Below are 22,575 nucleotides of genomic sequence, written 5' to 3' on the forward strand. Positions count from 1 at the left end.
CTGGAGGCGTCGCCGGTCAGCATGCGTCCTGTCATATCTGCGGTCAGGGCCGCCATGTCGTACAGCCTGGACAACGCCTGACCGGCGCTGTCCAGGGGGCCGTAACGTAAGCGGACGTAATAGTCGTCGAATTGCAGCGTTGGCACCTTCACGGCCAAACCGACGCGGCCGATGCGCTCACCGTTGGAATCGATCGCCTCAGGGGTCACGATCAGGTCAATCTGGGTACTGCCCCGCAGCAGGCGCAGATCCAGCGGCTTGCCCGGACTGGCGCGGACCAGATCAACCCAACCCGACCAGTCGACAAGCGCTTGGCCATTGGCGCTGAGGAGCACATCATCGACCTGTAGTCCGGCCCGAGCGGCCGCGCCGCCGCTGACTACGTCCCCAATGCGCGGTTCGACCCGCGGCGTCCGCCAGGCAAGACCGATCCGGCGCATCACGTCCGGATCCTCTGCGTGGTAGTCCAGGCTCGACAGATCAAGCCGTCGCAGCCCTGTGCCGCTTCCGGCAGGGGTGACCTCGACCGCCACCGTGTCGCCCGCCAGTGCCGCCGGGATCATTGCCAGGCTCACCTCTTCCCAGGTGCGTACCGGCCGCCCCGCGATCGCGCGCAGTTCATCGCCAGCGACGAAGCCGGCCACGGCTGCCGGCGTAGCGGGCAGCACCTCGCCGACCAACGGGCGCTGGCCATAGATGCCGATGACGAACATCAGCCAGTAAAACAGCCAGGCCAGCAGCAGATTGGCGACAGGACCGGCCGCCACAACACAGACGCGTGCCCACAGCGGTTGACGGTTGAATGCCTGCTCTAAATGCTCGGGCGGAACCGTTCCCTCGGCTTCGTCGAGCATCTTGACGTAACCGCCAAGCGGCACCGCGGCAATCACGAATTCGGTGCCATGGCGGTCGACCCGCCGCCACAGGGGTCGACCAAAGCCGACCGAAAATCGCAGCACCCTGACCCCGACGCGCCGCGCGGCCCAGAAGTGGCCGTACTCGTGCACGCTAACCAGCACCCCGATGGCGACCAGAAAGGCGCCCACTGACCACAGGAGGTTCAGCATCAGGCGTTGACCCGCGCGCCGGCCAGGCGCCGGGCGGCGGCGTCTGCGGCAAGCACCCTGTCCAGACTGTCTGCCGGCTCGCTGGGTAGCGTATCGAGCGTGCCGCGGACGATGTCAGCGATGCGGCCAAAGGCCAGTCGACCGTTCAGAAAGGCGTCGACCGCGACTTCGTTGGCGGCGTTCAGAACCGTGCTCGCCGTGCCGCCGCCGGCCAGTGCCTGGTAGGCAAGATCGAGGCATGGAAAGCGTGTCCGATCCGGCGCCTCGAAATCGAGCTGGCCGATACTGACAAGATCAAGCATTGTGGCGCCAGACGCCTGGCGCTGCGGCCAGGCCAGGGCATGGGCGATCGGTACCCGCATGTCCGCCGTCGCAAGCTGGGCCAGCACCGATCCGTCGTTGTACTCCACCAGCGAATGGACCACGCTTTGCGGGTGGACGACCACCTCAATGGCGGTGGCCGGCAGGTTGAATAACCAGGCGCTTTCGATCACTTCCAGTCCCTTGTTCATCAGCGTCGCGGAATCGACGGAGATCTTGCGCCCCATTACCCAGCGCGGGTGGGCGCAGGCTTGCCGGGGGGTGGCATTCGCCATCTGCGCCGCACTTACCCGCAGGAACGGTCCCCCCGACGCGGTAAGCAACAATCGCCGCACACCGCGCTCGGCTGCCGGCTCGCCGCAGCGATAGGCGGGTAGACACTGAAACATGGCGTTCGTTTCACTGTCGATGGGGATCAGCGTGGCGCCGCCCTGGCGCACGGCTTCCATGAACAAGCCGCCGGCCATGACCAGGGCTTCCTTGTTGGCCAGTGCAAGCGTCTTGCCAGCGCCGGCAGCGGCAAGCGAGGACTCGAGCCCCGCGGCGCCGACGATGCCGGCAACCACCAGGTCCACCTCGGGGGCACACACGACCTGCTTCAGTGCCTCGCTTCCGGCGAGCACCCGGGTCGGACCATCGCGACCAAGGGCTGCTGCCAGTTGCGCGGCTGCCGCGGGCTCGGTAAGAACCGCCAGCGGTGGTCGGAACTGGCGGCAGATTTCCAGCATGCGTGCCACGTTGCGCCGCGCCGCGGCGACTTGCAGGCGATACCGGTCCGGGTGCAGTGCCATGATAGCCAGCGTGCTGTCACCAATGGAGCCGGTGGCGCCGAGCAGGGCGATACCACGCATACGGTTCAGTCCCCCACCAGCAGGGGCGCAGCGAGTGCAAACAACGGCGCGGCGGCGAGCAGGGCATCGATGCGGTCGAGCACCCCGCCGTGCCCCGGCAGCACAGCGCCGCTGTCCTTGATGCCGGCGCGGCGCTTGAACAGGCTCTCGGCAAGGTCGCCGACCACCGACAGTGCGGCACAAAGGGTGGTCAGACCCATGAGGCCTATCAGGGCCGCTGTGTCGAGCCGGAACGCCAGCCCGGCGGCCAGACCAGTGAACGCTGCCGCTACCAGGCCGCCGACGAGCCCCTCAACCGTTTTGCCGGGGCTTACCTGGGGACACAGCTTGCGCGAACCAAGACGGCGGCCGACCAGGTAAGCGGCGCTGTCGGCTGCCCACACCAGGGACAGACACACCAGCAGCAGTCCGCGGTGCCCTGCCGCCAAGCGGCTGAGCGCCAGCCAGGCTGGAACCACCGCTATCCCGATGATCAGGGCCTGTGCCAAAGGTCCGCCGAGCCAGGCTGGCAGCGACGGATAGCGCAGCACCAGCCCCAGAGCAAGCGCCCACCACAGCAATGCGACCGCCAGCACCATCGCGCCCACAACAGTCGGCAGGAAATACAAAGCGAGCATGGTCGCGGCGAGAGTCGCCAGCAGTGGCCAGCGCCAGGCGCCCTCCAGCCCCGGACACATGCCCGCCCATTCCCACACGGCGACTAACGCGATGGCCGCGAACACCGCCAGGATCAAGACCGTGCTGCCCTGCCATAGCAGCAGCAGAACCAAACACAACAACAGGGCGGCGGTGAGAAGGCGCGATCTAGGCACCAGTCCCGCCAATGCGTAGTTGTTCATCGGTGCGACCGAAGCGTCGTTCACGGTTGGCAAACCAATCCAAGGCCAGATCCAGCGCGGCGGGGTCGAAGTCCGGCCACAGGGTGTCCGTAAAATAAAGCTCCGCATAGGCCAGATGCCAAAGCAGAAAATTGCTGATACGAAACTCACCCCCGGTGCGGATCAGCAGGTCTACCGGCGGCGCCTGGTCGAGGGCTAGCCAAGGCGTGAAGCTGGCTTCGTCGAGTGTTGCCGGGTCGAACTCACCGGCGGCGGTGGCGGCGACGATGCGCCGGGCGGCCTGCACAATGTCCCATCGCCCACCGTAGTTGGCCGCCACCGTAAGGCGCATGCCGTTGCAGTGGGCGCTGTCCGCCTCCACCCGCGCGATGGTCTTTTGCAAGCGAACCGGCAGGGCGGCGCGATCGCCAATGACCGTCAGGCGAACGTTGTTTTCCACCAGACGGTTTCCCTCGTCGCGCAGCGCGCGCACGAATAGCGCCATCAGCAACGACACCTCGTCCGCCGGCCGGCGCCAATTCTCGCTACTGAAGGCAAACAGCGTGAGGTTGGCCACGCCGCGCATGGCGGCCGCCTCGACGATCTCGCGCACCACACGGGCACCGGCACGGTGACCTGCTACCCGCGGCAAGCGCCGCAGGCGCGCCCAGCGGCCATTGCCATCCATGACGATTGCGATGTGTTGCAGTGCGTGCGTGGCCGGGGGCGTGGTCACGGGGGGCGCATCAGACGTCCAGCAGGTCGGCTTCTTTCGCCGCCAGCAGGGAGTCGGTCTCGGCCACGTAACGGTCAGTGAGCTTCTGTATTTCGGCTTCTCCGCGGGTCGCCTCGTCACTCGAGATCAGTTTTTCCTTCTCCAGTTCCTTGAGCGAGGCGTTGGCGTTGCGCCGAACGTTGCGCAGGGCGACCCGGCACGCTTCGCCTTCGGAGCGCACCACCCGGATCAGTTCCTTGCGCCGCTGCTCGGTCAATGCTGGCAACGGTACGCGAATCACCATGCCCGAAGTCGAAGGATTCAAGCCAAGGTCTGATTCGCGAATGGCTTTGTCGATCGCCGCCACGGAACTCTTGTCGAACGGCGCCACCAGCAAGGTACGGGCGTCCTCGGCATTCACGTTGGCTAACTGCCGTAGCGGTGTGTCCGCGCCATAGTAGCTGACGTGGATCTGGTCCAGCAGCGCCGGATGGGCGCGTCCAGCGCGGAGTTTTTTCAGTTCTTCCTGCAGTGCATGGAGGGTTTTGACCATGCGTTGCTCGGCATCTTTGTGAACGTCATCGATCATGTTTATCTCCCCGACCGGTCTGAGGCAGACGCTGACATCAATGTTCCGACCGCCTCACCCCGAACGATGCGCGCCAACGCGCCACGGCTATGCATGTCGAATACCCGCACCGGCAAGCCATGCTCGCGAGCCAGCACCACGGCCGTGGCGTCCATCACGCCCAGATGCCGCTGCAGGACTTCATCGTAATCCAGCTGCTCATAGCGCGATGCGGTGGGATGCAACACCGGATCGGCATCGTAGACACCGTCTACTTTGGTCGATTTCAGCAGCAGCTGGGCGCCAATGTCGAGCGCACGCACGCAAGCCGCAGTATCGGTTGTGAAGTATGGATTACCAGTGCCACCGGCAAACAGAACCACCCGGCCCTTGGCAAGATGGGCCAATGCCTTGGCGCGAATGAACGGCTCTGCCACGCCGGTGACCGCCAGCGCGGACATGACCCGCGCTGGCAGACCGGCGGTTTCGAGTGCTTCATGCAGGGCGAGTGCGTTCATGACCGTGGCAAGCATGCCGATGTAATCGGCAGTGGCCCGATCGGCACCGTCGGCCGCCGCCGGCAGGCCGCGAAACAGATTGCCGCCGCCGACCACCAAACCGACTTGCACCCCCGCTGCGAGCACCGGCCTGAGTTCTTCCGCCACGGCCTGCATGGCTGGCCTGTCGAAGCCATGCGGCTTGCCTCCGGCCAGCGCCTCGCCGCTCAGCTTGAGCAGGATGCGCTGGATCTTGGGCGCTGCCGCAGCCATGGTCGATCAGCTCCGGGCTTGTTTCATCACTTCGGCGACGAAGTCGTCGGCCTGCTTTTCTATGCCCTCGCCGACTTCCAGCCGGTCAAAGCCCAGCACGCGCGCGCCGCTGCGTTTGAGCAATTGCTCAATGGTGATATCCGGATCCTTCACGAACGGTTGTCCGAGCAGGGTGATCTCCGCGGCATACTTGCGTATGCGCCCTTCGACCATCTTGGCGCGAATGTCTTCCGGCTTGCCGGACTCAGCCGCCTGCGCGTCGTAAATTTCCTTCTCCCGTGCCAGCACCTCGGCCGGGATTTGCTCGCTCGACACGCACAGGGGACGGCTGGCTGCCACGTGCATGGCCAGGTCGCGGGCCAACTCCAGGTCGCCGCCTTCGAGGTGCACCAGCACACCAATCCGGGTTCCGTGAACGTAGCTGCCGATGACGCCGGTGCCGGCTTCACGACGCACGAAGCGGCGCACGCGCAGGTTCTCACCGATCTTGGCCACCAGCTGCTGCCGGGCTTCCTCCACGGTGCCGCCGTCCATGGCCAGCGTTGACAGGTGTTCCACATCGGACGGCGCCTCGCCGAGTACCAGCGCGCCGACGGCCCGGGCGAACGCCAGGAAACCAGCATCCTTGGCGACAAAGTCGGTTTCCGAATTCACTTCGGTCAGCGCGAGCGTGCGACTGTCCTCGCTCGCCGCCAGCACAATCACGCCGTCAGCGGCAGTGCGCCCGGCTTTCTTGTCGGCACGCGCGGCGCCGGCCTTGCGCATCAGGTCGATGGCCGCCTCAACGTCGCCGTTGGTTTCGGTCAGCGCCCGCTTACATTCCATCATGCCGAGCCCGGTGCGCTCGCGCATTTCCTTGACCAGTGCTGCTGATACGCTCATACGCTTATCCTCGGTCGGGGTGCCGCGCCGCCCTATTCGCCGCGCACCCAAGCAAAAAAAGAGGGGTTGGACCCCTCTTTGGAAAATTATCGACGTGGCCTGCGGCAGCGCCGCGCCGTCTCAGCCAGCTTCGGCCACTTCGACGAACTCGTCACTGCCACCGGCAGCCTGCGCCGCGCGACCGTTCAGTATCGCTTCGGCCGCCTGGCCCAGGTACAGGTCAATGGCGCGGATGGAGTCGTCATTGCCCGGAATAATGTAATCAATCTGCTCCGGACGGTTATTGGTGTCCACCACCGCCACCACTGGAATGCCAAGCCGGTTGGCTTCCTCGACGGCGATGTGCTCGTAACCGGTATCGATAACGAACAGCGCGTCCGGCATGCCCTTGAGGTTGCGAATACCGCCCACGCTGCGCACCAGCTTGTCCCGCTCCTGATTCAGTTTCAGGATGTCGCGCTTGCTCAGGTCACCGACTTTGCCCAGCTCGATGCGGGTGTCCAGATCGATCAGGCGATCCACGGATTTGCGCACGGTGCGGTAGTTGGTGAGCATGCCGCCCAGCCAGCGGTAGCTGACAAATGGCATGCTGCAGGAGCTTGCGTGCGTTTCGACCAGTTTGCGGGCCTGGCGCTTGGTGCCTACAAACAAAACGTTGCCGCCACGAGCCGCCACTTTGCCGAGGAAGTTCATCGCATCCTGCAACATAGGCAAGCTATGCTCAAGGTCGATGATATGGATGTTCTGGCGTACTCCGTATATATACGGCGCCATGGCCGGCGACCAGTAGCGGGTCTGATGACCGAAATGGACACCCGCGTCCAAAAGGTCACGCATGGAAACTCCACCCATAAGACAACATGCTCCAACGCAGCGTGTTTTGCCGGCGTGCGGCAAAAGATTATCGACCGGGACCCGGCGTTAAGGGCGCGATTTATAGCACCGTTCGGCGGGTGTCACAATCGCTCGTATTTACCGCCCTTGGCGTCGGCTGCTACATTTCCACGCCTTTACCCCGCTTTTATCCCTATCCCGCTGCCGCTTCCCCACCCTGGCGGCAAGTTGCAGGCACATGACCGTTTCCATAAAAAGCCCCGAAGAGATTGCTGTGATGCGCAGTGCTGGCCGCCAGGCGGCCGAACTGCTCGAAATGATTGGCGAGCACGTGCGTCCCGGTGTGACCACCGACGAGTTGAACGACCTGTGCGAGCGGTACACCACACAGGTGCTGGGCTGTCGCTCGGCGCCGCTGGGCTATCACGGCTTCCCCAAGTCCATCTGTACCTCAGTCAATCATGTCGTCTGTCATGGCATTCCCAACGACAAGCCGCTCAGGAAGGGCGACATCGTTAACATTGACGTCACGGTCATCAAGGACGACTTTCACGGCGATACCAGCGCCATGTTCAGCGTCGGTACGCCGTCGGTGCTGGCACGCCGCCTGTCCGAGACCTGTTACGAGGCGCTGTGGGTCGGCATTCGCATGGTCGGTCCGGGTGTCCGGTTGGGCGATATCGGCCACGCCATCCAGACCTATGCCGAGGCCCGCAACTATTCGGTCGTGCGCGAGTACTGCGGCCACGGAATCGGGCGTGAGTTCCACGAAGAACCACAAGTACTGCATTACGGTATCCCCGGTACCGGCCTGACGTTGGAGCCTGGCATGGTGTTCACCATCGAGCCGATGCTCAACGCCGGCAAGCGTCACGTGAAGCTGCTGGCCGACGGCTGGACGGTGGTGACCAAGGACCATAGTCTTTCGGCGCAGTGGGAACACATGTTGGTGGTAACCGATACCGGCGTTGAAGTGCTGACCCTGCGGGCGGACGAGAAGCAGCCGTGAACGCTCCGCCGCGCGCGCCCTTGTTCGATGCGCCAGCAGTCGCGCAGCGGCTGGATGCGCTCGGTGTGAGCGCAGCGACCTGTCGTCAGCTGCGCCAGCAGTTCATGGACCACTTGCGAGCCGAGTACGACCGTAAGCCGGCGGGGGCGGACATCGTGCACGCACGCACCGCGTTCGTCGATTTGTTGCTGCGTCGTATCTGGGCCGATCAGGTCGAGGGCACTGCCGCGGGCGATCGCCTCGCGCTGGTGGCGGTGGGCGGTTACGGGCGTGGTGAATTACATGCCTGTTCGGACGTGGACATCCTGGTGCTGGCGGCGCGCGGCCGGGACATCACGCGCGCGACCGATACCATCAGCCGGTTTGTCACTTTCCTGTATGACGTCGGTCTTGATATCGGCGCCAGTGTGCGCAGTGTCCGGCAATGCCTGGACGAGGGACGGCGCGACGTCACCATCGCCACCAATCTGATCGAGGCACGGCTGCTGATGGGCGACGAGGCTCTGTTCGAGCAGCTGTGTCGGCGCACCGGGCCGCGACAGATGTGGCCCACGCGCAAATTTTTCGCAGCCAAACTGGCCGAGCAGCGGGCGCGTTACGACAAGTACGACGCCACGGCCTACAAGCTGGAACCGAACGTCAAGGAAAGCCCGGGCGGGCTGCGGGATATTCATACCATCGGCTGGGTGGCCAAACGCCATTTTGGCGCCCGTACACTGCACGAGCTGGTGGACCACCAGTTTCTGGAGCAGGACGAGTACGAACTGCTGCGCGAAGGTCAGGAGTTCCTGTCCGAGGTGCGAAACGGGCTGCATCTGCTGACCGGGCGCAAGCACGACCATCTGTTGTTCGATCAGCAGCGCGAGCTGGCGCGCCGCTTCGGTTACCAGGACTCGGACCAGAGCCTGGCCGTCGAGCAGTTCATGAAGCGGTATTACCGTACCGTCAAAGGTCTGTCACGGCTGAACGAGATGCTGCTGCAGCATTTCGAGGAGGAAATCCTGCTGGCGCGGCGCAGCGACCGCGCCACGCCCCTGAACAGCCGGTTCCAGATTCGCAAGGGCTTCATCGAGGCGCGCGACGAGCGCGTGTTCCGGCGCTATCCGTTTGCGCTCCTCGAAATATTTCTGCTGCTGCAACAGCACCGACGAAGTATTCGAGGCGTGCGCGCCGACACGGTGCGCCTGATCCGCCGACACCTGCATCTGATCGATGACCGCTTTCGGGCTGACTTGCGCTGCACCAGCCTGTTCATGGAAATCATTCGCCAGCCGCATGGCATTGGCCATGAATTGCAGCGCATGCACCGCTACGGGGTGCTGGCGCGCTACATCCCGGCTTTCGGGCGCGTGGTGGGGCAGATGCAGCACGACCTGTTTCATGTTTATACGGTCGACGAGCACAGCCTTTTCGTCTTGCGTAACACCCGCAGCTATGCATTTCCGGACGAGAAAATCAGCGCCCTGGAGCTCGGTTACCAGGTATACCCAGGCATCCCCAAGCCGGCCCTGTTGTACCTGGCAGCCCTGTTTCACGACATCGCCAAGGGCCGCGGCGGCGATCATTCGGATCTTGGAACGCACGATGCCGCCGAGTTTTGTCGCCTGCACCGTTTGTCCGATCTGGACGGTCGACTGGTGGCCTGGCTGGTGCGCCGCCATTTGCTGATGTCCAAGGTGTCGCAACGACAGGACATCGGCGACCCCGAGGTTATTCGCGCGTTTGCCGCAACGGTCGGCGACCAGGTACATCTGGACTACCTGTACCTGCTGACGGTCGCCGATATGCGCGGCACCGGACCGACGGTGTGGAACTCCTGGAAAGGCTCGCTGCTGGGAACGCTGTACCTGGCAACCCGGCGCGCGCTGCGGCGGGGTCTGGGCAGTCCCATCGATGCCCACGATCAGGCACTGGAAGTGCGTGCCCGCGCGGCTGCTCTGCTCCCCGCCGAGCAGGTGGATTCGCGCGAATGCGATCAGTTCTGGAATCGCCTCGATGACGACTACTTCCTGCGTTTCGAAGCCGAGGAAATCGCCTGGCACGCCAAGCATATCCTGCGCGCGCGCGGTGACCACCCAACGGTAGTGGCCACGCGCGACTTCCCGAACCGGGGCAGCACCGGCGTGATGGTCTACACGCGCGATCGTAAATATCTGTTCGCTGCCATCACCTCCACCCTGGACCGGCTGGGTCTGGATATCGTCGATGCGCGTATCTATACCAGCCGCGACGGTGACGCACTGGACGCGTTCCTGGTCACCGACCTGTACGGCGAGCGGGTGTCGGATCCGGCGCAGCGGCGCGAAATCCGCGCCGCGCTGCGCGACACCCTGTTGCAGGACACGCTGTCGCTGAGCTCGGGAGGGCGGCGCTCCACCCGGCAGCAGAAGGCCTTCCGCGTGGACACGGAAGTGTCGTTCACCACCGACCTGAGCCGCGACCGCACCGTGCTGGAGCTCATCACCAAGGATCGGCCGGGCCTGCTGTCGAAAGTGGCGCAAGCCCTGGCCGAATGCGGCCTGGTGTTACAGAACGCACGCGTCAACACCTACGGCGAGCGCGCCGAGGATGCCTTTTTCGTGACCGATGCGAACGGTCACGCAGTCACCGACGCCGGTCGACTCGATGCCCTGGAGAGGCAGCTGGTACAGCGCCTGGACGGCGAGCTGAAGCCGGCTGCCTGAGCACGTGCCGCGCATGAATCCCGGCTTCTCGCAGCTGCAGCCGTATCCGTTCGAGCGCTTGCGGGGCTTGCTGGCGGGTGCGCACCACGCTGCTGGCCTGCCGCTGATCGATCTTTCCATCGGCGAGCCGCGCCAGCCGGTGCCGGCCCTGATACGGGACGCGCTGGTTGGTCAGCTGGACGGACTCGGCCGTTACCCAAAAACGCCCGGTTCCGACCTGCTGCGTAACGCCATCGCCGACTGGCTGCAACGCCGTCAGGACCTGCCCACCGGTGCTGTCGATCCGGCCCGCCAGGTTCTGCCAGTCAGCGGCACGCGCGAGGCCCTGTTTGCCATCGCCCAATGCCTGGTGGACCGCCAACCCGGCGCGCGCGTGGCGATGCCAAACCCTGTCTATCAAATCTACGAGGGCGCGGCGCTGCTGGCCGGCGCCCAGCCTTTGTATGTGCCGTGCCTGGCGGCCCGCGGCTACCAGCCGGATTTCGATGCCGTGCCGGCCGCCGCCTGGCGTGATGTGCAGTTGCTTTACGTTTGTTCGCCGCACAACCCGACCGGGCGGGTGCTTACCCTGGATCAATTGAAAACTCTGATCGAACTGGCGCTACGGCACGATTTCGTCATCGCCTCGGACGAGTGTTACTCGGAAATCTATCCCGACGATGCCGCGCCTCCGCCGGGTCTGCTCGCCGCCTGTCTGGCGCTGGGACTGGATGATTTTGATCACTGCCTGGTATTCCAGAGCCTGTCCAAGCGCTCCAGCGTGCCCGGGCTGCGCTCGGGATTTGTCGCTGGCGATGCACGTCTTATCGAGCGTTTCCTGCTGTATCGCACCTATCACGGTTGCGCTGTGCCGGAACAGGTGCAGGCGGCCAGCGTCGCCGCCTGGCAGGACGAAGCACATGTCAACGACAGTCGTGCCGGGTATCGGCGAAAACTGGCGCAGGCGCAGCAGACACTGGGTATGCCCGCGCCGCAAGGCGGCTTTTGTCTGTGGCTGCCGGTGCCGGGGGGCGATGATCTGGCTTTTACCCGGCGCCTGTTCGTCGACTGGCACCTGCGGGTGCTGCCGGGCAGCTATCTGGCCCGTGAGCAGGACGGCATCAACCCGGGTGCCGGCCACCTGCGCGTGGCGTTGGTGGCGACGGAACCCGAATGTGCCGAGGCCCTGCACCGTTTGGCGCAGGCCTTGAGTGCCTGAGTCGTGCCCATGCAATTCATAAACGAAAGGAAATTAAAAAGCTCATGCAGGACCTGATCCGCGTTATCGAAACCGCCTTCGAGGCACGCGCCGAAATCAACCCGGCCAATGTCAGTCCCGCGGTGCGCGAGGCCGTCGAGGGCGCACTGGCGCTGTTGGATGCCGGCACGGCGCGCGTGGCCGAACCGACTGCCACCGGCTGGCACGTCAATGAATGGCTTAAAAAAGCGGTACTGCTGTCGTTTCGTATTGCCGACAACGCCGTCATGGACGGCGGGTTCGGGCGCTTTTTCGACAAGGTGCCGACCAAGTTCGCCGGCTACGAGTCGGCCGAGTTCGCCGCCCAGGGTGCGCGCGTGGTGCCGCCGGCGACGGTGCGTCGTGGCGCTTACATCGGCGCCGGTGTTGTGTTGATGCCAAGCTACGTCAACATCGGCGCCTACGTGGACAGCGGCACCATGGTCGATACCTGGGCCACGGTCGGGTCCTGCGCGCAGATCGGCAAGAACGTTCACCTGTCGGGCGGTGTCGGTATCGGTGGTGTGCTGGAGCCGTTGCAGGCGACGCCGACCATCATAGAGGACGACTGCTTCATCGGTGCCCGCTCAGAGGTGGTCGAAGGGGTGGTCGTCGAGCGTGGCGCGGTGCTTTCAATGGGCGTTTTCATCGGCCAGAGCACCAAGATATACAACCGCGAAACCGGGCAGATCAGCTACGGCCGGGTGCCGGCCGGGGCGGTGGTGGTGCCGGGCAACCTGCCCGCCGCCGACGGCAGCCACAGCCTTTATTGCGCCGTCATCGTCAAACAGGTGGACCCGCAAACGCGGGCCAAGGTGGGTATCAACGAACTGCTGCGCGGGGTCTAGCCGCGCCCTCAGGCTCCGGGAAATCGCCCCGGGTTCAGTGCCGCATGGCCTCGCCGGCGCGCAGTTCGTCGATGAACTGGGTCAGCGCTTCCAGGCGCAGCAGGGGGTTGGTCAGTTCCAGCAGCCACTGCCGCCGCGCGGGGGGCAGGGGCAGCAGTTCGGCCAGCCGAAAGCTGACCCAGCTGGCGTCGGTCAGTTCCTCGGCACGACCGAACTCGGGGTCGTACTCCTCCATCGCCTGTTTGAGCAGTTCCACCAGGGCAAAGTGCCGCTCGGCGATGCCGGTCGGGATTTCGGGTTCGATGTGCAGGGCCTGGCCCATGACCAGCTGGTCGGTGCCGACACGGCTGGCCAGCACCTGCACCCGCTGCTCGCCACGCACGGTGATATGCAGCATGCCGCTCTTGTCCTGGTCGTAATCCTCGATGCGGGCGAGCGTACCGACCGGGTGAAACCGCGCCGCCTGGCCGGTTTCGCGCCCGTCGCTGATCAGGCATACGGCAAAGCCATGCTGTTCCTTGATGCAGTCGCTGACCATGTGCAGGTACCGCGGCTCAAATATGCGCAGCGGCAGCACGCCACCGGGGAACAGCACACTGCCCAGGGGGAACACGGGTAGCGTGAAGGTTTGCAGTTCTGGCACGTCAAGATCCTCCGCCGAATTTGCTTCTTACTCCTGTTTCAAGTGTGGCATGCACGCCGCCGAAGGCACCATTGCTCATGAGGAGGATATGATCACCCGGTTGGCAGCTGGCCAGCAGCGCGTCGACCAGTGTTTCCGGCGATGTGAAAAAGCCGCTGCTCGGCGGCAAGGCGTGCAGTACCTCCTCCACGTCCCAGTCCAGTGCCTGAGCGCAGTGCAGCAGGGCCACATCAGCCAGCTCCAGCGACCCGGCCAGCCCCCCGCGGTGGGCGCCCGAGCGCATGGAGTTCGAGCGCAGGTCCACCACCGCCACAATGCGTGCCGCGCCCACCCGCCCGCGCAGGGCGGCCAGCGTGGCGGCGATGGCGGTAGGGTGGTGGGCAAAGTCGTCATAGAGAGTGACATCGCCGACCTGCGCCACCACCTCAAGCCGCCGTCGCACATTCCTGAAGCTGGCCAGTGCCGGTAGCGCCAGTGCCGGACCGACACCAAGCTCGGCGGCCGCTGCCATCGCGGCCAGGGCGTTGCTCAGGTTGTGTACGCCGGCCAGCGGCCATTGCGTCACCCCGATCAGCGTGCCCGCCACGTGCAGTTCGAAGCGGCTGGCGTCAGCGCTCAGTGGCCGTGCCTGCCAGTCAGCATCGGGCCCAAAGCGCGTGATCGGCGTCCAGCAACCGCGTTCCATCACGCGTGCGAGCGCGGCGTCGCTGGCGTTTACCACCAAGCGGCCGTTGCCCGGTACGCAGCGCAACAACTGCTGGAACTGCCACTCTATGGCGGCGAGGTCAGGGTAGATGTCCGCGTGATCGAACTCTAGATTGTTCAGCACGCAGGTTCGCGGCCGGTAGTGCAGGAACTTGGCGCGCTTGTCGAAAAATGCCGTGTCGTACTCGTCTGCTTCCACCACGAACGGGCCGTGCCCCAGGCGTGCCGACACGCCAAAGTTCTGTGGCACGCCACCGATCAGAAAGCCCGGCGCAAGCCCGGCGTGTTCTAGGATCCACGCCAGCAGGCTGGCAGTGGTGGTCTTGCCGTGGGTGCCCGCCACCGCCAGGACGTGGCGCCCGGCCAGCACCTGCTCGCCCAGCCACTGCGGTCCGGAGGTATAGGGCAGGCCCTCGGCGAGGATGTGCTCGACCAGCGGGTTGCCGCGCGACAGCGCGTTGCCGATGACGCACAGGTCGGGGATGGGGCTCAGTTGTGCCGGGTCGTAGCCTTCGGTCAGAGTAATCCCGGCGCTTCGCAGCTGCTCGCTCATCGGCGGATAAACGCCTGAATCGCAGCCGCTCACGGTGTGCCCCAAAGCCTTGGCCAGTTGCGCCAGCCCCGCCATGAACGTGCCACAGATGCCAAGGACGTGCAGGTGCATCAGCTGGACAGGCCGAACAAATAGCCGAGCACGAAATAGGCAATGAAAAAGAACGCCAGATTCACCAGCACGCTGCCGGGCACCGGGATGTCGAGCGTCAGGCGAAGGATCTGCACCGACACTGCGAAACTCCACACCACCAGTACCAGCATCAGCAACCCGACGCTGCTGTTTGACTGGGCCACGGCCTGCAGCGGCAGGGACAGTGCGTTGAACACGCTGCCGACCAGCGTCAGGGCGGTCAGGGTCTGTACAAAGCGTGTTGGATGCCGGTACAGCCTGAGCGTGACGTAGACCAGCAACGCCAGTAGCGCCGCCTCGGCGGGGCCGTATAAAAGGGCTTGCAGCGGCGGCAGGATAAACGCCGCCAGGGCGCTGCCCAGCAGCGCGTAGGGGATCAGGGTTAGCAGCAACAGCGTCGGTGAGTAGGGTACGTCCTGCGGTCCTTTACGCAGGCGCAAAAGGTCGACGACCAGATCGCCGAGCGGACGCCAAGGCGAGCTCATCGCGTTTTGCTGCTGCCGCAGTACTCGCGAATGGTGGCCTCAAGCTCATTTATTTTGTTGATCCGTTCTTCGCCGGTATACCAGTGGCCGTCGGCATCCCGGATGCGCTGTGCCGACCGCGTGGCCTGGAGTTGCCCGCGTGCCGCAGCGCACTGGGCGGCAAGCCTGTCTCGCTCCTCCTTGGACCTGGCTTGCTCGTCTTTGGCCTGGGCACGGGTCTCGAGGGCATCGCGGCGCTGTTTGCGTATGGCATCCAGGCGCGCGTCGATTTCCTCCGGTGACAGCGCGCTGGGTGGGGGTGGTTCGTCGATCTTCTCAGCACCGCTGGGCGGTTCCCGGTCGCTGTAGTGGACCTTGCCCTGGGCGTCGGTCCAGCGATAGATGTCGGCGGCCTGCGCAGTGGCGGCCAGCAGCGCCAGCAGCAGGACGGGGAAGCGCAGGTAGCGGTAGATCACTCGAGCTCCACTTTGATGGCGATGCGCCGCTCGCTGCGGCTGGAACGGGCCGTAGACGCTATCACGTTGCGCTCCAGGCCGCCGCCCGCGCTGGTCTCGCCGGCCACTTCCAGCCACTCGCCAAGCGCGCCATGCAGCTGCGTTTGCGCCACCTGGAAGGACACCATGCCAGGCTCAGAAAGCTGCTCGGCCCGGGGCGCGACGTCGAGCGTCACGCCCTGGCCGCTGAGGCGGGCCAGTACCTCGAAGCCGGTGCTTACCTCGCGGTACTGCGTACATTCGCGGCGTGCGCCGAACTGGTCTTCACACAGGCTCGCGAATGGCGCCACCAAGCCGATGGCGATGTGCGCCGGGCGGCCTTCAAGAGTTACTACGGTCTGCTCGGTGGCCTCGCGTTGGCGACCGCCCGGATCGGTCCCGTAAACGCCGATGCCACGGTAACGCGCCTGCGCGCCGTGGCCGGTGTCGGGCGGGCTCACAATCACCCGCGCCTGGTCGTTGCCAATGCTGCCGCTGACGCCAGCGCCGCGCATCCGCTCTTCGGCGGCAAGCTCCTGACGCACCGTAATACGCAGCCGCCGTGGCGCGCGATCGAGCTGCTCGACCGTTGCCCGCAGCGACTCAAGCCGCGCCGGCTCGACGTTAAGGATCAGCGTAAACGCGTCGCCGGTGACCATCTCGTGCTGTCCCAGCAGCGGTTGCAAGACAGGCACCAGCTCGCTGGCTGGCCGATGGGTCAGGGTGATGGTGGTCAGCTGCGGCCGGGCCTGGGCGTGCGCTGCCACCAGCCACAGCGCGGTGAGCATAAGGCTCGCGACCCGCCGACCGGCGATCACAAGCCCAGCCGCCGCGCGTCGGGGTCCGGCGCGCTGGCCAGCCACAGTTCCTCGAAGCGCTGGTTCATATCCCGCGTCCCCGCCGCATCGTCCAGGCAGGCGGTGCCGCGCAGCCGGTCCGGCTGCGCACGATGCAGGTAGCCGCGCGTGTCCGCGGTCAGCAACGCCTCGGAAAAGCTGGCTTGTTCATCGGCCAGGCAATGCACGGTGAAGGAGCTCGGCAGGCGAGCCGCCAGGTTCCACAGGGCGAGCCCATCGCCGTCGCGCGCCAGGCCCGGAAGCAGCAGTAGCTCGACCCGCGCGCGTCGACGTTGCAGCGCAAGCTCGCGCAGCGCGGTGACCACCGCCGGGTTGACCAGATAGCGCAGATCGACGCGCTGCGGCAGGATGCGCACGCGCTCGCGCGCCGACTCGATCAAGTGCTGTGCCAGGGTCGCGAAGTCGGCCACGCCCTCGGGATGCAGCAAAGCCTGCGGGTTGTCGGGGTCCAATGGGTCCATGTAGGTGGCCTTAACTCGTGAACCGTGTGTGTCGATAGTACTTTTGTCGCCTTATCGACGGTAGGGCGGCTATGCTTGACGCGGTTTCGTCGATCAGGGAGCAGTGACCGGTTCATGCGCTGTGCGTTATTTGCCACCTTGTGCCTGTTGCTCTGTCAGGCAGCAACAGCCGAGATATTCATGTACCGCACCCCGGGCGGTCATACCGTGTTCAGCGACCGGGCGCTGAGCACGCCGGGTCTTATCGCCGCCAATTACGCTGCTCGCCGTGGTCCGCGCAAGTTCGACCCGGCGACTTTGATCCGTCCGACGCTCGCCAGTCGATCCGTGCACATTGGCCCGCAGCGGCAGGCGGTGGAGCTGATGATCGATCGCCTCGCCCCGCAGTACGCGCTGGATCCGGCGCTGGTCAAGCAAGTGGTGGCGGCCGAGTCGGCGTATCGCACCGATGCCCGCTCGTCCAAGAACGCCCAGGGCCTGATGCAGTTGATCCCGGCCACGGCTGATCGCTTTGGGGTGCAAAACCCGTGGGATGCTGAGCAGAACCTGCGTGGCGGCATGTCTTATCTGCGCTGGCTGCTGGGGCAGTTTCGCGGCGACGTACGCCTGGCCCTGGCCGGCTATAACGCCGGTGAGGGTAACGTCAGCAAGCACGGCGGCGTGCCCCCCTTTGCCGAAACACGGCAGTACGTGGCGGGCATCATCGGCCGCTACGGCAAGACCCAGCATCCGTACACGGTGACGGCCGACTGACGGCCGGCGAGGCCAATATTTGGTTGCCACGCGCGGCCGTTTTCGCTGAAACTGGCACAAACCAATCAATAAAAACTGAAGTAGCTTCCGTGGCAGGGGCATTTCGCAATTTCGCACCGTTGCCTACCATCAGAGCGGCAGACTACGCCCGCGCTATCGATAAGTCATTTGCCTGCAAGTAGCTTCGACTACATCTCGCTGCGCTGCTACTTGCCCGAGGCCAGGACCGCCCTTGGGGGAAATGGCGTGACGCTCGTCGCCCCCCCCCGTACGACAAGTCCTTACTAACCGTCGTCCATCGCGACGCGGGTCTTCCCTTTACGCAACAACTCTGCGGCTACGTCCGTGTCGTGGGCCTCGAACGGCGCTGTGCCAAGTACCGGCATGCACACTCACTGAATCGCCTACCGGTTACCGGGTCACCGAATGCCGCGTCGATTTGGACTGCGAGAAAGGTCACGACAACCCTGAGCTGCTCAACGCCAAGCCGCTCAGAAACCCCTGCCCGATGCTGCGGCTAAGCGATGTCAGCGCCGCTGGATGACGCCCCCGCCACGCACCGTCCCGCCAGTGTGCGGGAACGGGTCGCCGTGCTTGGGGTAGGTCTGCTGGGTAGCAAGGCCATCAATTGGGCCTTCGATTATCTGCTCTATCCCTATGTGCTATGGCATCTCGGCCTGTTGTATGGCGGCATCACAATGATGTTGCTGTCGGCGTTGGCGTGCTACCTGTTACTGCTCTTTTACGACTGGACCAAAAAGGATTGGCTAGGCATAGAGGCTATCAAGGACTTGAAGCACAGCGAAAGCCAGGGGCGCTTCCTCAGCTTGGTTGGCAACTTTCTGCGCCGCTCCGACTGGCTCGCCATGTTGGCGCTATCCATAAAATTCGATCCCTTTATAACCGTGGCCTACCTGCGCCCCGGCAGCTACCACTTCAATGGCCTGACCCGACGGGAATGGGGTTTGTTCTGGGTCAGCGTGCTGATTTCAAATCTGTACTGGAGCTTCGTGGCTTTTACTGGCATTACGGCGTTTCGCTGGGCTTTGGAGCAATTGGTTCCATGAACGGCGAACGGGTAAGCCAGCATCATATAGGGGAAATAATTGCTCCAGAATTCCCAGTATTTAAGTTGTTAGAGCTGAGTGATAAAAAACAAATTGAAAAAATTACCTCTCAGTTTCAACCTTACTCCGATTTTAATTTCGCAAGCTTATGGTCATGGAACCTTACCAATAAAATCGCAATATCGAAATTCAATGAAAACATCGTAGTTAATTTTACGGACTATATTACCAATGAAGAATTTTATTCATTTATTGGGAATAAGAAAGTTACTGAAACAGCAAAGGAATTGATGTCGTTTTTATTTGCAAGAAATCTTAAGCCAAACTTGCGCTTAGTGCCTGAGGTTTCAGTAGTAGACATTGATAGAAATAAAATTAACGTAATAGAAGATAGGGACAATTTCGATTATATCTATAATGTTGAAGAACTAAGTAATCTACAGGGCGCAAAATTTTCCAAAAAGAGAAATCATGTACGCGCCTTTTTAAGGAATTTTTCACACGCCACGCACAAAATACTTTCATTGAAAGATGATAATACTGTTATGAGTATTTTTAAATTTTTAGGGGAATTAAATCATAATAAAAAGAAAAATACTATAACTGGTAACCCGCACAATGAGCACCTAATGACAAAATTATTAGAGGCGGGTCAGGAGTTAAATTTAGTAGTTCTCGGAGTATTTATTGATAATAAACTTGTCGCGATGTTTGTTAATGAAATAATAAATTCAGAGTATGCCCTTGGTCATTTAATGGCCGCAGATACATCAATAGATGGTGGGCTGTACGCATTTTTAATGAAAAAAATGCGGAAACTCTTTCTCATTTTAAATTGAAAATGTTTAATTTTGAACAAGATATGGGCTTGGAAAGCCTTCGAATTGCAAAGATTCGGTTTAGGCCACAAACGTTTCTGAAAAAATATACCCTGAAACCTGTTAATGAATCAGAAATATAAAACTCATCCTGATTACAAATCCAATACCGTCCGATTCTCCGACGGTATCATCCGCCGCAACACCGATGCCTTCAGTTCGTTCGAATAACGCGACATGCTCTCCCACTCTCCGCCTCCCGTTATGATCGGAACAGACAATGCGACAACTATCCTGACGCAGGGGGCCACCGGCAGGTCGCCAGAATTTTAGCAAGATGTCGGCTTGCCTGGACTGCGGGCCGCCAAACGCGGTTGGCAGCCGGTTGGCTACCTCAGGAAATTCACTGTGGAGCCTCGTCCATGAGGGACGTTTTCTTTCTCAGCCTGCAACAAAAGTAGGACGGCTAGTTCCCGTGGTTCCTGCAGGAAAAAATCCGCAGCCTGAACGTCGGCAAGGTTAGAGCCGAATATTCTAAAACCCAATGGATCACTGCGGCCTGTGGGTCTTCAGCCAATCCTTCAGCGCGGCGTCCAGCCGGGTCTGCCAGCCAGCGCCCGTGGCACGGAAACTGGCGACGACTTCGGATGACAGGCGAATGGAGATGCGCTCCTTGACCGGTGCTTTTTGCGGTCCGCGCGCGCGGCTGGAAAGCGTGTTGCGCAAGGATTCCGGCAGGCCGGAGAAGGGCACGGCCCGTTTGAAGTCCTCTTCGGTCCATTCCGGGTTGTCGTCCATCGGGTCAAGCTTGGGCTTGGAACTCATAGCGTGCCACCTCTCGCTGGTTGGCCTTGCGGAGGCTGATGACGCGGATTCCTTGCGGAACCCCGACGTACACCAGCGCATGTAAGCGATAACCGAGATAGCCCAGGGCGCGGACACGGGTTTCTCCGTAATCGCGCCGGTTATCGACGGCATAAAAAGCTGTTTCAAAATCGAATTCGGCGGCGCGCGCAAACGACAGTCCGCGCTCGCGAATGTTCCGTTCGTCCTTGACCGGGTCGAATTCGATTCGCATGGCTGTATTGTATAGACAAAATATCCTGGCAGGGCCAGAGGGCGATGATCGGGGGCAGCGCTATCAGTTCGGCGAAAACTCGCGCAAAGCCAATGCCTCGGTCGGCGCGAGAATCCGCACTCCGAGCGCCGACAGTGCATCGGCCAGCACCAGCAGGTCCTTGTCGCCGGTCACCAGCCAAGCCGGCCCGGATGAGTGCGGCATGTGCCGAAGCACCGTTAGCGCTGCGGTGCATGCGCGCAGAGCGCTAGGGATGTTCTGAATAATCCGATTCCGTTCATGGTTCGACAAGCTCACCACGAACGGAATCAGCGGCTTACCGTTCGTCCTGAGCTTGTCGAAGGACTTGTTCAGAGCATCCCTAGCGCTGCCGCAGGCGAGAGAATCCGCACACCGAGCGCCGACAGGCTATCGGCCAACACCAGCAGGTCCTTATCGCCAGTCACCAGCCAAGTCGACCCGGCCGCCAGTGTGGCGTGGATGAATTTGTCGTCGGTGGGGTCACGGCAGAAGTTTCGCGCTGCGATCGCGGGCGAAACCACAACCTACGACGCGACGGATTCGATGTCCGCCAGTAGCTCTTTACGCTGTTCCAGCGAGACGTATCGGTCAAACCGTGGCCGCCACAGGCGTTGTTCGAGTTCTTCGAAGGTCTGCGCCGAAAAAACCGGCTGACCGGATCGCGCCACATGGCGTGTCAACTGGCCGGGCGGCCCCGTGCGCGTCAGAAAACCCGCTGTTCCAAACATTGGTGTCAATCACCACGCCCGATGGTTGGGCAGACACGGGTTAGTCAGCTTTCATCCGCCAACAGCTTGGCAAGCTTTTCGGGCGTCAGGCCGGCGCGGTCGGCGGCCTCGGCGGTTTCATCCATGGTTTTGATCAACCGGTCGGCATAAAACCGGCGCATCGCCTCGTAATCCTCGGCGCTGACCATCACGCCGACCACGCGGTTGTGCCGCGTCACCTGCACGGGTGCGCGCTGCACCCGGTCGAGCAGTTCACCAAAACGGGTTTTGGCTTGGTTGGCGGTAATAGTCTGCATGGTTCACCTGGTCGTCGACAGGGCAATGAGGCGAATCTACCCAAACCGAGCGAAAAGATCGATTCGTTCGATTAAGGCTCTATGTAGGGCAGCGGTTGGGAGCGTTTTGATCAGTAACGTGCTGGGGTACAAGGAAGCGGCCTCGAGTGTCCCTGACCTGCCTCGGGGCAAGGATTTGGTAATTGCTGGGGGCGTCTGCGTTCACGGCGGGGTACCGCTTACAGTTGCCCCCGTTCCGCCAGCGAGACGCTGACCCCGTCGCCGATGACAATGTGGTCCAGCACCCGCACGTCGACCAGTTCCAGCGCCGTTTTCAGGCGCCGGGTCAGGCTCAGGTCGGCATCGCTCGGTTCGGCCACGCCCGACGGGTGGTTGTGGGCCATGATCAGCGCTGCCGCGTTGTGGCGCAGGGCGGCACGCACCACCTCGCGCGGGTAGACGCTGGCGCCGTTGACGGTGCCGCGAAACAGCTCCTCGAAGGCCAGCACGCGGTGCCGGTTGTCCAGGAACAGACAGCCGAACACTTCTTGTGGGTAGTCGCGCAGTTGGGCTGCCAGATAGTCGCGCGCCGCCTGGGGCGAGGCCAGTGCCTCGCCACGGCGCAGCACCTCCTGTGCATAGCGCCGGCCAAGTTCGGCCACCGCCAGCAGCTGTGCGTATTTGGCGGCGCCAAGGCCGCGCCGGCCCAGCAGCGCGTGCCGTTCACCCGTGAGGAGCCCGCGCAGGCCGCCGTGTTCGATGAGCAGGTTACGCGCCAGATCGACCGCCGACTCGCCGCGTACGCCGGTACGCAGGCAGATAGCGAGCAGTTCGGCGTCGCTGAGCGCGGCTGTGCCGTGCGCCAGCAATCGTTCGCGGGGGCGCTCGTCTGGGTGCCAGTCGACTATCGCCATGGTTGTTCTCCCGCAGGTTCAAGGCCAGC

The 22,575-nt window shown here is 63.0% G+C and carries 28 protein-coding genes; 7 read left to right on the forward strand and 21 right to left on the reverse strand.

All coding sequences use genetic code 11. The annotated features are described in order from the left end of the window. The 8 genes from rseP to rpsB form a co-directional block, all read right to left on the reverse strand. Positions 1–1,067, reverse strand: a 1,067-nt coding sequence (rseP, locus tag ABZF37_RS05690; protein WP_372717696.1) for an RIP metalloprotease RseP, incomplete at its 3' end; no start/stop codon positions are given. Then, positions 1,067–2,239, reverse strand: coding sequence for a 1-deoxy-D-xylulose-5-phosphate reductoisomerase (locus ABZF37_RS05695; protein ID WP_372717698.1), 1,173 nt, complete (start codon positions 2,237–2,239; stop codon positions 1,067–1,069). The genes ABZF37_RS05695 and rseP, both read right to left, overlap by 1 nt. A gap of 5 nt (positions 2,240–2,244) precedes the next feature. Continuing rightward, positions 2,245–3,078 carry a phosphatidate cytidylyltransferase gene (locus tag ABZF37_RS05700; protein ID WP_372717700.1) on the reverse strand — a complete coding sequence of 278 codons (834 nt, stop codon included), beginning with the start codon at positions 3,076–3,078 and terminating at the stop codon, positions 2,245–2,247. After that, positions 3,044–3,793, reverse strand: a complete 750-nt coding sequence (uppS, locus tag ABZF37_RS05705; protein ID WP_372717702.1) for a polyprenyl diphosphate synthase — start codon at positions 3,791–3,793, stop codon at positions 3,044–3,046. The genes ABZF37_RS05700 and uppS overlap by 35 nt, the downstream gene beginning before the upstream one ends. Before the next feature lie 10 nt (positions 3,794–3,803). Next, entirely contained in the window at positions 3,804–4,361 is a 558-nt protein-coding gene (gene frr / locus ABZF37_RS05710; protein WP_372717704.1) for a ribosome recycling factor, read from the reverse strand. 2 nt (positions 4,362–4,363) lie between these two features. Further along, positions 4,364–5,110 (reverse strand): UMP kinase, encoded by a 747-nt coding sequence (pyrH, locus tag ABZF37_RS05715; protein WP_372717706.1) that lies wholly within the window; start codon positions 5,108–5,110, stop codon positions 4,364–4,366. Positions 5,111–5,116: 6 nt separating this feature from the next. Continuing rightward, on the reverse strand, positions 5,117–5,992 hold the full coding sequence (gene tsf, locus ABZF37_RS05720; RefSeq protein WP_372717708.1) for a translation elongation factor Ts: 876 nt from the start codon (positions 5,990–5,992) through the stop codon (positions 5,117–5,119). Positions 5,993–6,112: 120 nt separating this feature from the next. Continuing rightward, complete coding sequence (gene rpsB, locus ABZF37_RS05725) at positions 6,113–6,844, reverse strand: 30S ribosomal protein S2 (protein ID WP_372717710.1); 732 nt, start codon at positions 6,842–6,844, stop codon at positions 6,113–6,115. Between the two features lie 220 nt (positions 6,845–7,064). Between rpsB and map the strand changes: the two genes are divergently transcribed. The 4 genes from map to dapD are packed head-to-tail and all read left to right on the forward strand — an operon-like array spanning position 7,065 to position 12,583. Continuing rightward, a complete protein-coding gene (gene map, locus ABZF37_RS05730; protein ID WP_372717712.1) occupies positions 7,065–7,835 on the forward strand; it encodes a type I methionyl aminopeptidase in 771 nt (256 codons plus the stop codon). Further along, positions 7,832–10,519: a [protein-PII] uridylyltransferase gene (gene glnD, locus ABZF37_RS05735; RefSeq protein WP_372717715.1), complete on the forward strand. Its 2,688-nt coding sequence runs from the start codon at positions 7,832–7,834 to the stop codon at positions 10,517–10,519. Before map ends, glnD begins: the two co-directional genes overlap by 4 nt. Positions 10,520–10,532: 13 nt before the next feature. Further along, positions 10,533–11,717, forward strand: a complete 1,185-nt coding sequence (dapC, locus tag ABZF37_RS05740; RefSeq protein ID WP_372717717.1) for a succinyldiaminopimelate transaminase — start codon at positions 10,533–10,535, stop codon at positions 11,715–11,717. Between the two features lie 44 nt (positions 11,718–11,761). Continuing rightward, positions 11,762–12,583, forward strand: coding sequence for a 2,3,4,5-tetrahydropyridine-2,6-dicarboxylate N-succinyltransferase (gene dapD / locus ABZF37_RS05745; protein WP_372717719.1), 822 nt, complete (start codon positions 11,762–11,764; stop codon positions 12,581–12,583). A 34-nt stretch (positions 12,584–12,617) separates the two neighbouring features. On the opposite strand, the gene ABZF37_RS05750 is transcribed toward dapD, so the two are convergent. The 6 genes from ABZF37_RS05750 to ABZF37_RS05775 are packed head-to-tail and all read right to left on the reverse strand — an operon-like array spanning position 12,618 to position 16,892. Next, positions 12,618–13,226: an LON peptidase substrate-binding domain-containing protein gene (locus ABZF37_RS05750; RefSeq protein ID WP_372717721.1), complete on the reverse strand. Its 609-nt coding sequence runs from the start codon at positions 13,224–13,226 to the stop codon at positions 12,618–12,620. Between the two features lies 1 nt (position 13,227). Beyond that, positions 13,228–14,595 carry a UDP-N-acetylmuramate:L-alanyl-gamma-D-glutamyl-meso-diaminopimelate ligase gene (gene mpl / locus ABZF37_RS05755; RefSeq protein WP_372717723.1) on the reverse strand — a complete coding sequence of 456 codons (1,368 nt, stop codon included), beginning with the start codon at positions 14,593–14,595 and terminating at the stop codon, positions 13,228–13,230. Beyond that, positions 14,595–15,101: a hypothetical protein gene (locus tag ABZF37_RS05760; protein WP_372717725.1), complete on the reverse strand. Its 507-nt coding sequence runs from the start codon at positions 15,099–15,101 to the stop codon at positions 14,595–14,597. The genes mpl and ABZF37_RS05760 overlap by 1 nt, the downstream gene beginning before the upstream one ends. After that, positions 15,098–15,556: a DUF4124 domain-containing protein gene (locus tag ABZF37_RS05765; protein WP_372717727.1), complete on the reverse strand. Its 459-nt coding sequence runs from the start codon at positions 15,554–15,556 to the stop codon at positions 15,098–15,100. The genes ABZF37_RS05760 and ABZF37_RS05765 overlap by 4 nt, the downstream gene beginning before the upstream one ends. Further along, a complete protein-coding gene (locus ABZF37_RS05770) occupies positions 15,553–16,362 on the reverse strand; it encodes a hypothetical protein (RefSeq protein WP_372717729.1) in 810 nt (269 codons plus the stop codon). Before ABZF37_RS05770 ends, ABZF37_RS05765 begins: the two co-directional genes overlap by 4 nt. Positions 16,363–16,388: 26 nt before the next feature. Continuing rightward, a complete protein-coding gene (locus ABZF37_RS05775) occupies positions 16,389–16,892 on the reverse strand; it encodes a hypothetical protein (RefSeq protein ID WP_372717731.1) in 504 nt (167 codons plus the stop codon). Between the two features lie 114 nt (positions 16,893–17,006). Here ABZF37_RS05775 and ABZF37_RS05780 point away from each other — a divergent pair, with 114 nt between their 5' ends. The 3 genes from ABZF37_RS05780 (at position 17,007) to ABZF37_RS05790 (ending at position 19,551) form a co-directional block, all read left to right on the forward strand. After that, positions 17,007–17,645, forward strand: a complete 639-nt coding sequence (locus ABZF37_RS05780; protein ID WP_372717733.1) for a lytic transglycosylase domain-containing protein — start codon at positions 17,007–17,009, stop codon at positions 17,643–17,645. A 524-nt stretch (positions 17,646–18,169) separates the two neighbouring features. Then, a complete protein-coding gene (locus tag ABZF37_RS05785) occupies positions 18,170–18,712 on the forward strand; it encodes a hypothetical protein (RefSeq protein ID WP_372717735.1) in 543 nt (180 codons plus the stop codon). After that, positions 18,604–19,551 (forward strand): phosphatidylglycerol lysyltransferase domain-containing protein, encoded by a 948-nt coding sequence (locus ABZF37_RS05790; protein WP_372717737.1) that lies wholly within the window; start codon positions 18,604–18,606, stop codon positions 19,549–19,551. Before ABZF37_RS05785 ends, ABZF37_RS05790 begins: the two co-directional genes overlap by 109 nt. A gap of 528 nt (positions 19,552–20,079) precedes the next feature. On the opposite strand, the gene ABZF37_RS05795 is transcribed toward ABZF37_RS05790, so the two are convergent. The 7 genes from ABZF37_RS05795 to radC all read right to left on the reverse strand — a co-directional run bounded on the left by ABZF37_RS05795 (position 20,080) and on the right by radC (position 22,546). Beyond that, complete coding sequence (locus ABZF37_RS05795; protein ID WP_372717739.1) at positions 20,080–20,328, reverse strand: BrnA antitoxin family protein; 249 nt, start codon at positions 20,326–20,328, stop codon at positions 20,080–20,082. Between the two features lie 4 nt (positions 20,329–20,332). Next, positions 20,333–20,608, reverse strand: coding sequence for a BrnT family toxin (locus ABZF37_RS05800; RefSeq protein ID WP_372717741.1), 276 nt, complete (start codon positions 20,606–20,608; stop codon positions 20,333–20,335). A gap of 63 nt (positions 20,609–20,671) precedes the next feature. Next, positions 20,672–20,812: a hypothetical protein gene (locus ABZF37_RS05805; RefSeq protein WP_372717744.1), complete on the reverse strand. Its 141-nt coding sequence runs from the start codon at positions 20,810–20,812 to the stop codon at positions 20,672–20,674. Positions 20,813–20,958: 146 nt separating this feature from the next. Beyond that, on the reverse strand, positions 20,959–21,150 hold the full coding sequence (locus ABZF37_RS05810) for a putative toxin-antitoxin system toxin component, PIN family (RefSeq protein ID WP_372717746.1): 192 nt from the start codon (positions 21,148–21,150) through the stop codon (positions 20,959–20,961). A gap of 3 nt (positions 21,151–21,153) precedes the next feature. After that, complete coding sequence (locus ABZF37_RS05815; RefSeq protein ID WP_372717748.1) at positions 21,154–21,357, reverse strand: hypothetical protein; 204 nt, start codon at positions 21,355–21,357, stop codon at positions 21,154–21,156. 44 nt (positions 21,358–21,401) lie between these two features. Beyond that, complete coding sequence (locus ABZF37_RS05820) at positions 21,402–21,653, reverse strand: type II toxin-antitoxin system Phd/YefM family antitoxin (RefSeq protein WP_372717750.1); 252 nt, start codon at positions 21,651–21,653, stop codon at positions 21,402–21,404. A 218-nt stretch (positions 21,654–21,871) separates the two neighbouring features. After that, on the reverse strand, positions 21,872–22,546 hold the full coding sequence (radC, locus tag ABZF37_RS05825) for a DNA repair protein RadC (protein WP_372717752.1): 675 nt from the start codon (positions 22,544–22,546) through the stop codon (positions 21,872–21,874). Between the last annotated feature and the right edge of the window lie 29 nt (positions 22,547–22,575).

Source organism: Immundisolibacter sp. (assembly GCF_041601295.1).
In the GTDB taxonomy this organism is placed as follows: domain Bacteria; phylum Pseudomonadota; class Gammaproteobacteria; order Immundisolibacterales; family Immundisolibacteraceae; genus Immundisolibacter.

Excerpts from the sequence above, each read along its gene's own strand:
- ABZF37_RS05695 (WP_372717698.1), bottom strand. The coding sequence starts at position 2,239 with ATGCGTGGTATCGCCCTGCTCGGCGCCACCGGCTCCATTGGTGACAGC.
- ABZF37_RS05700 (WP_372717700.1), bottom strand. The coding sequence starts at position 3,078 with ATGAACAACTACGCATTGGCGGGACTGGTGCCTAGATCGCGCCTTCTC.
- frr (WP_372717704.1), bottom strand. The coding sequence starts at position 4,361 with ATGATCGATGACGTTCACAAAGATGCCGAGCAACGCATGGTCAAAACC.
- pyrH (WP_372717706.1), bottom strand. The coding sequence starts at position 5,110 with ATGGCTGCGGCAGCGCCCAAGATCCAGCGCATCCTGCTCAAGCTGAGC.
- tsf (WP_372717708.1), bottom strand. The coding sequence starts at position 5,992 with ATGAGCGTATCAGCAGCACTGGTCAAGGAAATGCGCGAGCGCACCGGG.
- rpsB (WP_372717710.1), bottom strand. The coding sequence starts at position 6,844 with ATGGGTGGAGTTTCCATGCGTGACCTTTTGGACGCGGGTGTCCATTTC.
- map (WP_372717712.1), top strand. The coding sequence starts at position 7,065 with ATGACCGTTTCCATAAAAAGCCCCGAAGAGATTGCTGTGATGCGCAGT.
- dapC (WP_372717717.1), top strand. The coding sequence starts at position 10,533 with ATGAATCCCGGCTTCTCGCAGCTGCAGCCGTATCCGTTCGAGCGCTTG.
- dapD (WP_372717719.1), top strand. The coding sequence starts at position 11,762 with ATGCAGGACCTGATCCGCGTTATCGAAACCGCCTTCGAGGCACGCGCC.
- mpl (WP_372717723.1), bottom strand. The coding sequence starts at position 14,595 with ATGCACCTGCACGTCCTTGGCATCTGTGGCACGTTCATGGCGGGGCTG.
- ABZF37_RS05760 (WP_372717725.1), bottom strand. The coding sequence starts at position 15,101 with ATGAGCTCGCCTTGGCGTCCGCTCGGCGATCTGGTCGTCGACCTTTTG.
- ABZF37_RS05770 (WP_372717729.1), bottom strand. The coding sequence starts at position 16,362 with ATGCTCACCGCGCTGTGGCTGGTGGCAGCGCACGCCCAGGCCCGGCCG.
- ABZF37_RS05775 (WP_372717731.1), bottom strand. The coding sequence starts at position 16,892 with ATGGACCCATTGGACCCCGACAACCCGCAGGCTTTGCTGCATCCCGAG.
- ABZF37_RS05780 (WP_372717733.1), top strand. The coding sequence starts at position 17,007 with ATGCGCTGTGCGTTATTTGCCACCTTGTGCCTGTTGCTCTGTCAGGCA.
- ABZF37_RS05785 (WP_372717735.1), top strand. The coding sequence starts at position 18,170 with ATGTCAGCGCCGCTGGATGACGCCCCCGCCACGCACCGTCCCGCCAGT.
- ABZF37_RS05790 (WP_372717737.1), top strand. The coding sequence starts at position 18,604 with ATGGGGTTTGTTCTGGGTCAGCGTGCTGATTTCAAATCTGTACTGGAG.
- ABZF37_RS05795 (WP_372717739.1), bottom strand. The coding sequence starts at position 20,328 with ATGGACGACAACCCGGAATGGACCGAAGAGGACTTCAAACGGGCCGTG.
- ABZF37_RS05800 (WP_372717741.1), bottom strand. The coding sequence starts at position 20,608 with ATGCGAATCGAATTCGACCCGGTCAAGGACGAACGGAACATTCGCGAG.
- ABZF37_RS05805 (WP_372717744.1), bottom strand. The coding sequence starts at position 20,812 with ATGCCGCACTCATCCGGGCCGGCTTGGCTGGTGACCGGCGACAAGGAC.
- ABZF37_RS05815 (WP_372717748.1), bottom strand. The coding sequence starts at position 21,357 with ATGTTTGGAACAGCGGGTTTTCTGACGCGCACGGGGCCGCCCGGCCAG.
- ABZF37_RS05820 (WP_372717750.1), bottom strand. The coding sequence starts at position 21,653 with ATGCAGACTATTACCGCCAACCAAGCCAAAACCCGTTTTGGTGAACTG.
- radC (WP_372717752.1), bottom strand. The coding sequence starts at position 22,546 with ATGGCGATAGTCGACTGGCACCCAGACGAGCGCCCCCGCGAACGATTG.